Source organism: Trichocoleus desertorum AS-A10, from assembly GCF_039962155.1.
Classification (GTDB): domain Bacteria; phylum Cyanobacteriota; class Cyanobacteriia; order FACHB-46; family FACHB-46; genus Trichocoleus.
In genome coordinates this window covers 1-11589 of record NZ_JAMPKN010000077.1, presented here as the reverse complement: position 1 = coordinate 11589, position 11589 = coordinate 1, and the positions used below count along the sequence as shown (strand labels likewise).

At 47.5% G+C, this 11589-nt stretch carries 17 protein-coding genes and 2 pseudogenes; 5 read left to right on the top strand and 14 right to left on the bottom strand.

Annotated elements, in window-relative coordinates:
- The 12 genes from NDA01_RS29860 to NDA01_RS29805 form a co-directional block, all read right to left on the bottom strand.
- The coding region (locus NDA01_RS29860) for a transposase-like zinc-binding domain-containing protein (protein WP_431193408.1) at positions 1 to 97 on the bottom strand (97 nt) is incomplete at its 3' end.
- 4 nt (positions 98 to 101) lie between these two features.
- Positions 102 to 365: a DUF1016 N-terminal domain-containing protein gene (locus NDA01_RS29855; RefSeq protein WP_431193576.1), complete on the bottom strand. Its 264-nt coding sequence runs from the start codon at positions 363 to 365 to the stop codon at positions 102 to 104.
- A gap of 114 nt (positions 366 to 479) precedes the next feature.
- Positions 480 to 914, bottom strand: a complete 435-nt coding sequence (locus NDA01_RS29850) for a hypothetical protein (RefSeq protein WP_348230885.1) — start codon at positions 912 to 914, stop codon at positions 480 to 482.
- Positions 915 to 1124: 210 nt separating this feature from the next.
- The gene (locus tag NDA01_RS29845; RefSeq protein ID WP_348230884.1) at positions 1125 to 1448 is read right to left on the bottom strand and encodes a hypothetical protein; all 324 of its coding nucleotides are present in this window, start codon (positions 1446 to 1448) and stop codon (positions 1125 to 1127) included.
- Between the two features lie 50 nt (positions 1449 to 1498).
- Positions 1499 to 1969 (bottom strand): DNA polymerase III subunit delta, encoded by a 471-nt coding sequence (locus NDA01_RS29840; RefSeq protein ID WP_348230883.1) that lies wholly within the window; start codon positions 1967 to 1969, stop codon positions 1499 to 1501.
- A 69-nt stretch (positions 1970 to 2038) separates the two neighbouring features.
- Positions 2039 to 2236 carry a hypothetical protein gene (locus tag NDA01_RS29835; protein WP_348230882.1) on the bottom strand — a complete coding sequence of 66 codons (198 nt, stop codon included), beginning with the start codon at positions 2234 to 2236 and terminating at the stop codon, positions 2039 to 2041.
- 90 nt (positions 2237 to 2326) lie between these two features.
- Positions 2327 to 3067 (bottom strand): DevA family ABC transporter ATP-binding protein, encoded by a 741-nt coding sequence (locus NDA01_RS29830; protein WP_348230881.1) that lies wholly within the window; start codon positions 3065 to 3067, stop codon positions 2327 to 2329.
- 29 nt (positions 3068 to 3096) lie between these two features.
- Positions 3097 to 3765, bottom strand: coding sequence for a GAP family protein (locus NDA01_RS29825; protein ID WP_348230880.1), 669 nt, complete (start codon positions 3763 to 3765; stop codon positions 3097 to 3099).
- A 20-nt stretch (positions 3766 to 3785) separates the two neighbouring features.
- On the bottom strand, positions 3786 to 4952 hold the full coding sequence (gene devC, locus NDA01_RS29820) for an ABC transporter permease DevC (RefSeq protein ID WP_348230879.1): 1167 nt from the start codon (positions 4950 to 4952) through the stop codon (positions 3786 to 3788).
- Positions 4953 to 4971: 19 nt separating this feature from the next.
- Positions 4972 to 5175, bottom strand: a complete 204-nt coding sequence (locus NDA01_RS29815; protein ID WP_431193577.1) for a helix-turn-helix domain-containing protein — start codon at positions 5173 to 5175, stop codon at positions 4972 to 4974.
- Positions 5176 to 5257: 82 nt separating this feature from the next.
- Positions 5258 to 6391, bottom strand: a complete 1134-nt coding sequence (locus NDA01_RS29810; RefSeq protein ID WP_431193575.1) for an ABC exporter membrane fusion protein — start codon at positions 6389 to 6391, stop codon at positions 5258 to 5260.
- A 116-nt stretch (positions 6392 to 6507) separates the two neighbouring features.
- Positions 6508 to 7173: a TMEM175 family protein gene (locus tag NDA01_RS29805; RefSeq protein ID WP_348230877.1), complete on the bottom strand. Its 666-nt coding sequence runs from the start codon at positions 7171 to 7173 to the stop codon at positions 6508 to 6510.
- A gap of 172 nt (positions 7174 to 7345) precedes the next feature.
- Between NDA01_RS29805 and NDA01_RS29800 the strand changes: the two genes are divergently transcribed.
- The 3 genes and pseudogenes from NDA01_RS29800 to NDA01_RS29790 form a co-directional block, all read left to right on the top strand.
- The gene (locus tag NDA01_RS29800; RefSeq protein ID WP_348230876.1) at positions 7346 to 8527 is read left to right on the top strand and encodes a sensor histidine kinase; all 1182 of its coding nucleotides are present in this window, start codon (positions 7346 to 7348) and stop codon (positions 8525 to 8527) included.
- Positions 8505 to 9146 carry a response regulator transcription factor gene (locus NDA01_RS29795; RefSeq protein ID WP_348230875.1) on the top strand — a complete coding sequence of 214 codons (642 nt, stop codon included), beginning with the start codon at positions 8505 to 8507 and terminating at the stop codon, positions 9144 to 9146. Before NDA01_RS29800 ends, NDA01_RS29795 begins: the two co-directional genes overlap by 23 nt.
- 116 nt (positions 9147 to 9262) lie before the next feature.
- A pseudogene (locus NDA01_RS29790) lies at positions 9263 to 9875 on the top strand (IS1 family transposase); the annotation flags it as partial.
- A gap of 83 nt (positions 9876 to 9958) precedes the next feature.
- On the opposite strand, the gene NDA01_RS29785 reads toward NDA01_RS29790, so the two are convergent.
- Positions 9959 to 10153: a hypothetical protein gene (locus NDA01_RS29785; RefSeq protein ID WP_348230873.1), complete on the bottom strand. Its 195-nt coding sequence runs from the start codon at positions 10151 to 10153 to the stop codon at positions 9959 to 9961.
- 28 nt (positions 10154 to 10181) lie between these two features.
- Positions 10182 to 10508 carry a hypothetical protein gene (locus tag NDA01_RS29780; RefSeq protein ID WP_348230872.1) on the bottom strand — a complete coding sequence of 109 codons (327 nt, stop codon included), beginning with the start codon at positions 10506 to 10508 and terminating at the stop codon, positions 10182 to 10184.
- A 136-nt stretch (positions 10509 to 10644) separates the two neighbouring features.
- On the opposite strand from NDA01_RS29780, the gene NDA01_RS29775 reads away from it, so the two are divergent.
- Together NDA01_RS29775 and NDA01_RS29770 are read left to right on the top strand one after the other, a co-directional pair.
- On the top strand, positions 10645 to 11469 hold the full coding sequence (locus NDA01_RS29775) for a hypothetical protein (protein WP_348230871.1): 825 nt from the start codon (positions 10645 to 10647) through the stop codon (positions 11467 to 11469).
- 25 nt (positions 11470 to 11494) lie between these two features.
- Positions 11495 to 11589, top strand: a pseudogene (locus NDA01_RS29770) (IS630 family transposase); the annotation flags it as partial.

The window sequence follows — 11589 nt, the reverse complement described above, 5'->3', positions numbered from 1 at the left end:
GAAATTGGCGACCACACTGCTTGCACTGATAGCACTGTCTGCCGCGACGGTGACCGTTTTTAGCCGTGTGAGTGGAGTGACATTGAGGACATTTCATACCTTCATTGTGCCAAAGTCAGCATTACTTTTTCAGCAACGCCCATCTCCGGAAACGCTGCCTTTAAGTCTTTCGCCAGTTGGCTGATGACCTTAGCTCCCCATCCCTGCTCTCGCTGGCGCGTCAAAATTTCCTGCCCAATCTGCCAGTAAAGCGTGACCAGTTCTCGGTTGACTGCCAATGCAGAGCGGCTTTGGGCGTTGCGAATTCGCTCTTTCAACGCCTGTAGAAAGTTGTGATAGTCACCGGATAGAAGATCTGTGGTCATGAAAAGTACAGATGAACTAAACTCGTTTCAACTATACCGTCTGGGTGGGTGGTAATAAATCACCCCGACTTTTCGCCGGGGTTGAGCGCGTTCGCCACTGAAGCTACTTAAGACTTAGTCATCCAGGTTGTTGTCCTCTTCCAAGTCGATTTCAAACTCCTCATTCGTATCCAGGTCATCCGTTGCATTCAAGCTGTTGGGTGCATTCAAACGTCTGGTGCGGGTGGCTTTGTGAGCGGCACGACGATCGCGCACTTCATCGAGGTTTTGCAACCCATAAAGCTTGCGAGCGTAGGTCAGCAGATCGCGGAGTGAGGTTTCGGCATAGTCTTGGCGAAACTGAGCATTGTGATGTTCCCAATCGAACTCCTGTCCGTTGCAACGAGCCGATGCTGCGAGTTCGCGTCCAGACTCCTCTCGTAGCACCTCGATCACCATCAATCGAACTTTCTCTTGATTGGGAATCACCCGTTCTAAAGCGGGAGTGTGCTTCGGTGCCTTGCGTGAAGTAGTTTTGTCAGATTTGCGTGTTGCAGTTGCGTTAACCATGAGAATTGCTCCTTAATATTGACGAGTTAGATTTCTCATAGCGATCGCATCGACAGATGCTTTCCTCATCCAATCTAAGATTCACTTCCTCTACAATTATTGCCGTCCTCCACTTCAGCGTGTCAGGGAGGTGGGTGGGAAAAAAGAACCCTGCATCAGTTCAACTAATGCAGAGTCAACAATTAGGCAGTGAGCAAGGTTGGATGGGTACTATCCGCCATCTTCTTCCAGGTCCTCGTCTAACTCTTCATCGAGGTCATCATCCAATTCGTCGCTGGATTCGTCATCAAGCTCATCACTGAGGTCGTCATCGAGATCATCGTCAAGCTCATCCTCCAAATCATCCAGTTCGTCATCCTGCTCCGCTTGGAATGAGTTGCGACGTTCCAGCGATGCCCGGTTAAATTCCACCAAATCTGCAACGGCTTGCTCTGGGTCAGTCCGAATGGTGTCATACAGCAAGCTCATCAAGATCGCCACCATTTCAGGCGGATACTTTAAAGCGTCTGGTTGCCCGAATAGTCGTGGGAACACCTTTGTATTCCATCGCTGCCAATCGAACTTTTTATTACCACCCTTCTTTTTTACCTGAGCAGCAATGTCAAGGCCTGAACAGGTTGAAACAACCGTGTGATCATGAGCAAGAACGGCAGGATAGAGTTTGTGTCGGCATAACCTTGCTTAATTGCCATTTCCAGATCCACCAGCTTTGTGACTGCTTGGATCAATGATTTGATAGGCATGGTTGCGACCTCTTGCCGCAGGTAGTAAAGCCGATTTGGATTACCCACATGACAGATTTGAGCAATCTCCGTGTTGTTTTTGATTCGGTTTGAAATTGCACTCTTAACCCATAACCAGGTTCTAAATTGGGTTAGTAGTATCGCAACCATCACCAACCCTGGCTCAGAACGGGCAAGTAATTCACCGATTAGACGCACCACGACTTCACTTTCCCCATTGCGAAGTGCCTCCGCCAATCGTAGATGCTCTGAGTTTGTAATTTTCACAAGTAGCATCAACGCCTGCGGTCTGAAAAACTTGCTCAACGGCATTGAAAACAGCCTCCCCTGATCGCACCTCATCAGCATTTTTGAGGAAGAAACCGATCATGAAATGAGGCTCTATGCCTGAACCTGTGCTGATGTAATAAACTGAAGCAATGTACTCAAACGATTGGTATCCGTCCGAGGCAAAGCTTCCTGACGGCTCCAATCCTGGCGTTGTGCTTCTGCATTCACTATCTGCTGAAAGACTTTGAGCAATTCGTCCCTAATGTAGGGATATTCTAGCTGGAAGGATGGATTAGATTTCTGATACATCACATTGACTCATTCAGTTAGTTTGGTACATTCAAACGTCTGAACTGATTTGTGATAATCCACTACAAACCATTTTAGCGAGGTAAACATCTAGTCCGCGATCGTAGTCTCTGAATTATCTACTAGACGACCATCTTCCATGTAGACAATGCGATCGGCAATATCTAGAATGCGGTTGTCGTGTGTGACTAATAAGATGGTGCAACCCTGCTCTTTGGCAAGTTTTTGCATAATCTCTACAGCATCACGCCCAGATTTCTTATCTAGAGCGGCTGTAGGTTCATCAGCTAACACAATCTGGGGTTGACTAACTAAGGCGCGGGCGATCGCGACTCGCTGTTTCTGCCCGCCCGATAAGCTGTCGGCGTAATAGTCTACCCGCTGTTGCAACCCTACTGCCTTCAGCATGGCAACACTCACGCCATCAACGTCACGATCGAACATTTCCTCATGCAGTTCCAGGGACATTCGCACATTTTGTTTAGCAGTCAGAAAGGTCAATAAATTATGTGCCTGAAAAATATAGCCAATGTTGCGACGAAGTTGAGTTAACTGTTGTTTGCTGGCATCGTGTAATTCTTGTCCGAGAATCTTGAGGCTGCCTTCTTGAGCCGATCGCAACCCGCCCATCAGTGTTAGCAGCGTTGTTTTGCCAGAGCCAGAGGGACCCGTCATGATAATGATTTCGCCTGCATAAATATCTAAATTGATGTCAAATAAGGCTTGTTTGCGGAGTTCGCCGCTGCCAAAGTAGTGATTAAGCTGCCGAGCAGAAATAACTGGTTTTGCTGCTGTTGAGTGAGATTGATCTGACTGCCAAGTTTGAATCATTGCTTTTGTTCTTGTATGTGGATAAGCGATCAAAAAATTGGACGACCTAGAGCAAAAGCAATACAGTCTACAAGCAGGAGGATACCTAAGCCAATCAGTAGGACTTGCAATATTTTTTGTCCCCATTTCTGCACGGATTGATTAATCGCCTGGATCAAATTGACACTGCGTTCGCCCAGGCAGATATAGAGTACTAGGAGAGCAATGGGTGGGAAGACAAAGATGGCGTTGTAGATTGTCAGAATACTCATTGTGGTGAAGAGATCAAACTGCGATCGCACAATGCGCTCGATCGCTGCCAGGTAAGGCAACGCTGTCGGGAAGTCCCAAAGCGTTGCAGCACTGCCAAATAGAAAAGTTTGAACAATCGTCAATCGAGCAGGGCGTTTAGCTTCCTGGGACTTCGTAGCAGACTTATTAAGATTCAAACCTACTATCAATAGAACGATGCCAATGATCAGTTGCAACGTGTACATCAGTGGGGGTGGCAGACTTGGTAAGTTGATGGTCAACCGATTTGCTCCAAGCACCACCGCTAGTCCTGCTGCCCAATAGGTGATAAACACTCCCGCAATAAAGAAAACTGAGCGAGGAACTGGCTTAGGAGTACTGAGCAGATACATTTGGACTGCTGTAGTAGTGGGGTTGAGGCTGTCTAATGCTGCGATCGCAACAAGATAAGCAAGCAAGGATGGCATATAATTACACCAGGTAAAAACTAGAAAATATCAGCCGGATCAGCAGATTGCAGTTTACGCATTGCAATTCCTCCTGATGCCGCACACATGACAATCGTCAACGTCAATACAAGCATCGCGCGGCTGGCTGTCATGCCAATCGGTAGAAAAGTTGCAGCGGCAGCGACCGAATACAGCCCGATCGAAATAACAAACCCTGGGATGAATCCTAGAACTGCCATAATCAACGCTTCCTGGATGAGTACGCCAACCAAGTAACCGTCGCTGTATCCCATTGCTTTCAACGTGGCATATTCTGGCAAATGGTCTGACACATCGGAATAGAGAATTTGATAGACGATAATGGTGCCAACGATAAAACCGATGATTGCGCCAAATCCAAACAAAATCCCGATCGGGCTGGTGGTTTCCCAATACTTCTTTTCGTGTGCCATAAACTCTTCATGCGTCAGGATCAGCACGCTTTTAAGCTCCGATTGCATGGCAGCCTTAAATTGCTCAACATCGGTGCCCGGTTTCAACTGGATAGCTCCAATATCAATTTCATCGGGCTGGCGGGCTGGAAAGAGTCGAAGGAAGGTTGAATGGCTAGTAATGACATTCCCATTGGCAGCGAATGATGCTCCCATGACAAACGTTCCAACTACCTTGACTTGAAAGTTATTAAATTGAATTGGCACCGAGCCGGACTGCTGAAGTTCTTCAACGACATTGCCAAAAAACTGTTCCGCACCCGCGCGATCGTAGAGCATTCGGTTCAGCAGCTTCAGTTCATTCTGGTGTGCTTGTACATCTGGCAGCGCGATCGCTGAGTTATGGGGATTAATAGCAAACACCATTGTGGGCTGATTCTTTCGGGTTTGAGCATTCCGCCACTCGCCCTGACCGATGTAGAGATAGTTAATCGATTCAACTTCTTTAGCTCCTGCCGCCTGATATAGTTGCTCTCTGGGAAAGCTTCTGACCACATTTAAGCTCTCAAACAGCGGGTTAATCAGAAATAGATCCCCTTGCAGCGAGGTGTAGGGTTTTACGACAGACTCAAACAGGGCGTCGAGCAATCCCAGTTGAAAAAACATCAGAATATCGGCGAAGGCAATCCCCGCTAAAGCCACCGCAAGACGGGTTCTTTCCCGTTTTAGCTGAAACCACGCCAGGGGTGTTTTACGAAATAGGTTACGCAGCATAAATCACTTTTTCCCCGCTTTACACGAGACCATGACGGAGGGCAAAAACAACCGCTTGAACGCGATTATCAACTCCAAATTTTTTGAAAATACCTCTGGTACAGGTTTTGACAGTATTGGAACTGACATACAACACCCCAGCAATTTCAGTATTACTTTGTCCTTTAACGAGTAACTTGAGAACTTCCATTTCACAGGTTGAAAGTCTCCTTAGATTTGTTATGTAAATGTCTGCACCAGCTTCTTTGCTCTGTTACGGTAAGGTGTGAATCAACTAATTAGTTATTGGCGAGAATATGAGCGATTTAGGGTTGAATGGCGACCTGCACCTGTAAATTTGTCAGTCCTGAGACTTGATTACTGTCGGCTGCATTCAAACGAATTCTGACTTTCACCACCCGCTGATCCAGGTTCTCTCCCGGTTGATTGTTGAAGATCTCCTGCTGGCTCACTTGCAGCCCAATTTCCTCAACTGTGCCGCGCAGTTCTCCAGAGAAGGGTTCACCTGTAATTACTGCCTGTTGCCCGATGCGAATTTTTTTGATGTCACTTTGATAAACTTCGGCAACTACTCGCATTTGGCGAGTTTGTCCCAGATCTGCAATGCCTTTTTCACCCACCACTTCTCCTGCCTTGGCATAGATTTCCAGAACTTGTCCTGCTTGGGGCGATCGCACCTCTGCCTGTCTCAAATCCGCTTTTGCTCGTTGAGCCACGGCGATCGCTTGCTCCACTTTTGCCTGTGCCGTTTGCACATCCACTGGACGCACTTCAGCAATGCGATTCAAGTTAGCTCTAGCCGCCACAATCTGCGCTTGCAATATATCAGTCGTCCGGCTTTGATTTGCTTTGCCCTCATTAAACTGTGCTTGCGCTTTTTGGAAAGCTAATCGCCTCTGATCAAACTGAGATGCAGAGATTGCTCCTTCCTGATAGAGCGATTGATAGCGATTGTATTCAGAGCGGGCATTATTAACCTCAGCCTCTAAACTTGCTAAGGTTGCTTGCTGTCGCCGAGTTTCACCTGCTAATTCCGCCTGTAAACGTCCAATTTCTGCTTGTTGTGCCTCAATTTCACCCAATTTTGCTCCGGCTCTAACCTGGGCAAGCTCTGCCTGGGCAACGGCGACTTGTTGTTCGGCTTCTAGGAGCGCGCCTTGCAAACGATCGTGGCTGTCTAGAATCGCAATTACTTGATTAGCTTGAACACGATCGCCCCGTTTGACAAGCAGTTGAGCCACGCGATCGTTACTGAGCGTGGCTGGAACTGACACTTTTGTTACCTCAGTTTCGGGTTCTAACCGCCCCAGCGCCACAATAGACTGAATCGTTGGGGTAGTCTGAGTGTTCTCTGCTGGTTTCTCTACAACAAACTGCGAAATGCCATAGTAAGCAATTCCTGCTGTAAGGGTAGATGCAACAACGATCAACGCAAGCATCCAACGATTAGATGGTTTCGACAATGACTGTAAATTCATGATGGTCATGCAAGTAGTAGCGGCTAGCGGAGACGATCAAATTGGAAATAGCAACTTAAGCAACAAGTTTGAGCTAATTACTCAACCAATTGACTTGAAACTGGTGTTACATCAGACCTAGAAGTTTGCCTGAGAGCTTTATTTAAAACTAGGGAAACCGCTGGAATTAACAGCCAGACTAGATCTGACAAATCTGGACTAACCAGCGCGACTGGAATTGATATTAAGGCACAAACAGGTTCAATTAGTGCTTTCACTTTCATCGACCGAATGATTTGAAGATCTAAATCTTCATCCACTAATCGATTTTGGTGAGTTGCATAGATCCAGCTTGTAAACGAGAGCAATCCAATGAGAAAAATATTGGTGTTAAACCAAATCTTGGCAAAAGGATTGCTGGATAGCCTAAAAACAAGATCATTCGAGAACGGAATCACTAATAAACACATCAAGTACAAGGTATAGATAAATAAGTGAGTTTCATTAGTCCGCTTGAAGTAACTAAACTGCTGAGTGTGGTTAATCCAATAAAAGGCAACCAGAATAAAAGTGATGATGTAGATGCCAAGGGACTTAAGTTGTCCAGCCAGAAATTGGTTGACTTCCAAATTTGACAGCAACTGAGCAGTTTCTGGCAGTTCAAATCCCATGAAGGTAATTGCCAGCGCCAGGGCAAAGACACAATCACTCAGCCTTGCTAAATGGTGAATGGCAGTTTGAGAATTTGAGTGGTCTGGCTGCATAGCTAGTTGGATGATTCATCTACGGACCATCTAAATCCATCCACAGCGTTTTTGATACCTATAGCTATCATGAAAACGGATGACACTTGTCATATCTAAACTTGATAGGTGTCATACCTGGATTGGCAGGCAATCGCGCAAACTAGAGAGAACAGGATGGTTAATCTATTCAATGAATCTAGACGCTGGCTCTTCTCCATCACTCCGTCGGACGCTGCGCTTCGGCGAGTGGCTCCTGCTACTCATGACGATCTTGATTTATGTGCTTGACGAAGCCTCTACGCCTGAGCTAATCGTCAAATGTGTCGCGTTTAGCACGCTGTTTTTCTGTCTCAGCTTTATCCTGCCGCTCGATCGCCCACTTTGGCAGCGTCGCGCTTATATTGCATTGGAAGTGGGGTTAACGGGCATTGCCGTCGCGTCTGGAATCGAATTTAGTTTTGTACTTTATCTACTACTGATCAAGACATGTTTCTTATTGAGTCGCCGCGAAGTTATTCTGACCAATATTATGGGTGGAGTGGTCTGGTTGGCTAGTTTTGCCTGGCTGTATCCGTCACTAATTCAACGAAAACTTCCAGAGTTTGATAGTGTCACTTTACAGTCTAATTTGTACATCACGCTGCTGCATGCCTTGCTGTATTATGTCAGTGCCAGTATTTTTGTCGTTTTGCTTGGCTTTGTCATCGTGGCAGAACGCGAAAGTCGTCAGCAGGCAGAAGCATTGTCCCAAGAAGTGGAAGTGTTGGGTGCCAAGCTAGAACGTCTGCGGATTGCGCGTGAAATTCATGATTCCTTAGGGCACACTCTCACCTCATTGGGAGTACAACTGGAAGTTGCTCAGAAATTGCGCGATCGCGATTTAGTCAAGTCGTTTCATTCGGTAGACAATGCCGCCTTATTAGCAAGCCAATGCCTTCAAGATGTGCGGCAACTGGTACAGACGATGCGCTGGCAATCTGGTTTTAATCTGAATGAGGCGTTGCGGGAGCAAGTTGAGCAGCTGCGCCAACAGGGAATTGTTATTTACGTTGATTTAAGCCTACCTGCCCTCTCCCTGCAATCGAGTTATCAGCTTTACTGCGTGCTGAAAGAAGGCTTGATTAACATTCAGAAGCACGCGAAGGCGGCTCATGTGACGCTGCGCGGAGTGGTTGACTCAGACGCGATCGTTGTGACGCTGCAAGATGACGGTCAGGGATTTGACCTGGAACAGCCATTAACCGGCTGTGGTTTACCAGGAATGCAGGAACGGGTAGAACTCTTGGGTGGAACTCTTAAAATTAGTACAAGTTCCCTGGTGGGAACGCAAATCAAAATCCTCATCCCCTATGATTCGAGTGCTCGTCGTTGATGATCAATCCTTCTTTCGAGAGGGGTTAGCTTCTTTGTTGTCCCTAGAGGCAGACATCGAAGTTGTCGGGCAGGCACCCGATGGGAGAGTGGCGATCGACCTGACCAGAACGCTTCAGCCGGATGTCATTCTGATGGATATTCGGATGCCCAACTGTGATGGTGTCACAGCAACTCGTGAAATTCTCCGTAGCTACCCATGGAACCGCATTCTCGTGCTAACCACGTTTGACGAAGACGAATATGTGTGGGAATTATTGCAGGCGGGGGCAATTGGGTATCTGCTCAAGAACACGCCTTCTGGGCAGGTGGCGGATGCTATCCGCACGATTCACAAGGGACATAGCCAACTTGGACCGACGATCGCAGCCAAAGTTTTTGCCCAACTGCAACCACCCGCTAATGCCATCCCAGTTAATTTGACGCTGAGTGAACGAGAGTTGGATGTCTTGAAACTGTTGGGGCAGGGCAAAACAAACCGTGAAATTGCTAAGACCTTGCATATCACCGAGGGAACGGTCAGAAATTACATGAGCCGAATTCTCAGCGAGTTAAACGTGAGCGATCGTACGCAAGCCGCACTCTGGGCACGCGAAAATTTAGACCTGCGATCGCCTTAGCTGATGCAGATGTTTCCTCAGCCGGTAGTGCCATTTAGTAAAGGGTAGAGAAAATTAGGAATCACTATCATGGTTGAGTCTTTTAAGATGCATTTCCTCCTTTACCGTCTTCCATCATGAAGCCATATCTCCTCTGCCCTAACTGGGGCTCAGATGACATCATGAAAAATGGCACCACTCGTCGTGGTAAACAGAATTACCAATGCCGTGACTGTGGTCGTCAATTTGTCGAAGACCCGCAATGGCAACCTATCGACCCAGAGCGCAAAGCGATGATTGATTGTCTGTTATTGGAGAAACTTCCCTTGGCGGGCATTGCTCGTGTGATGAACCTATCCGAGGACTGGCTGCAACGCTATGTCAACCGTTGCTACGCTCAGGTGCTGCAACGGGTGCACTTGCACTCCAAAGCCAAGGGGCACTTAGAGGTGCCGATGGATGAATTATGGTCGTTTGTGGATGACAAGGGCAACAAGCAGTGGGTGTGGTTGGCACTGGATGTGGCAACTCGTGAGATCATCGGGTGTTGTTATATTGGCGACCGTTCAGCAGAGACTGCAACTGGATTGTGGCAATCGCTGCCTGTGGTCTATCGACAATGTGCCATCGTGTACATCGATTACTGGGAGGCCTATGGCAAGCAAGGTTCTACCGAGTCAACGTCATCGTGCGGTGGGTAAAGAGAGCGGCTTAACCAGCTACATTGAACGATTCAACAACACACTGAGATAGTCTATTTAGGAAAGGATGGAGAATAATCACCGTTTTTAGCTGTCTTGCTAGATCAGGCTCTCAGAATGACGCTTTTTTCTCTACCCTTTACGAAATACCACTACCCCTCCTGGTACTGTCTCAACTCTGCCCGGAATTCCCGCTCTAAACGATCGGGTAGGGCCATCTGCTAAGAATGGCTCAAAATGAAGCTCTAGCCCTTCTTTCCACGGGTCATCAAAGCTGGCTTGTGACTCGGACGAATTGGAAGTCGGAATATTTAGTTCATCGCTCATACAACGTTAGCCCATCTATCATCTGTAATCATAGGGATTCGTCGGGTTTATAAGAGCGCCAGTCAAAGCGGCGAGATCGACTACTGCTGTCTAACTTATCGATCGCCCCTGGATCACTGTTCAAAAACTCGCCCAAATCTTCGTACTGGCTAGGATACCGGGAACCAGAAGTAGTGGTTTCGGGTTCATCTGGTAGTACCAGGCTTTCCCCAGGTTTCAGGTGAGCAAAGCGCGGGTAGCATTCATCTTGCGTTTTGCCGTCCGGTGTCAGGAGTTCTTCGCTTTCATCATCGGGTTCCCGATCGTATGCCTGAACCAGCAAACCGTTTTCTAGACGCTTAATGTGCCACGGCATAACTAGCCTCCTTGCCTACTCAATCGAAAAATAGCCACCTGGCTGATTTTGCCAATTTTGTTGTGCGTGAAAGTTAGAAAACAGTCTGACGCTTTTATACAAGAGAACAGTACGTATACACCACATACTGTAGGTAATGGATCTGACCACACGGGTCATCGAGGGTTCTGGTCTCAGCATTCCGATCTTTGATGGGGCGTACAATAACGGGAAAGGACGGTATTTGTCGGAACCAGAGATTATTAAGAACTCCTTGCTGGAGCAGATGTTTAAACCAGAGGAGTTGCAATCTCTGCTGCTGGTGAAAATTGATCATCGCAATCCAGACGCAGATTATCTGCGAGAGAGAGGATTTGCAGATAGTATTCAGCGGCGGCTGGCGTTTAGTTCTGGCAACAGTTACTACTTTGCAGATGACGACTTGCGTAAGAAGCTCCGGCGATTGTTCGCAACAGAGCCGGATGCCGCCTGTCGGTATGGTTCTCTGCTAGTGAGTAACTGCTACAGGAGGTCTGATACGTTAGAGAACCTGCGGGTCAAAATAGTGGATTTCAATGACCCAGAGTATGCTCGCTATAAGACTGGAGATTGCCACGGTAAAATTTCGCCACAGCTTGCTCGTCACTTAGGGGGTGAGCAGAACTGCCCGTTTCAGTTCCGGTTTGCCTGGCGGAGGCAGTGGGCAGAGGGCTCTGAAGAAAACTGTTCCCCTGCTAGCTTCCTATCCAAAAGAACGCTGCTGCCTGATGTTCAACTTACGGATGCAGACGGTTACGACGTCATCATGGATCGATCGTCGATCAAGGGCATAAAAAAGGCACGATTGGATGAGTTGATTCCCTGTGGAGATTACGAGTTTCCGCAAGCCGCGATGGGCAACCGGGGCAATGCTAGAGCCACCAGTTACGACAATAGCTGGCAGTTTATAGCCTTACATAGCTGTGTTAGGACGTTATTCTGAAGGAGAGAAGTGTTGGGATAGAACTATGCCTGCCCCTTACAGTTACGACCTGCGGCAAAAAGCGATTGAAGCGTTTCAAGGTGGAGAACGCAAAAGTGCTGTCTGTCGCATGTTCAACCT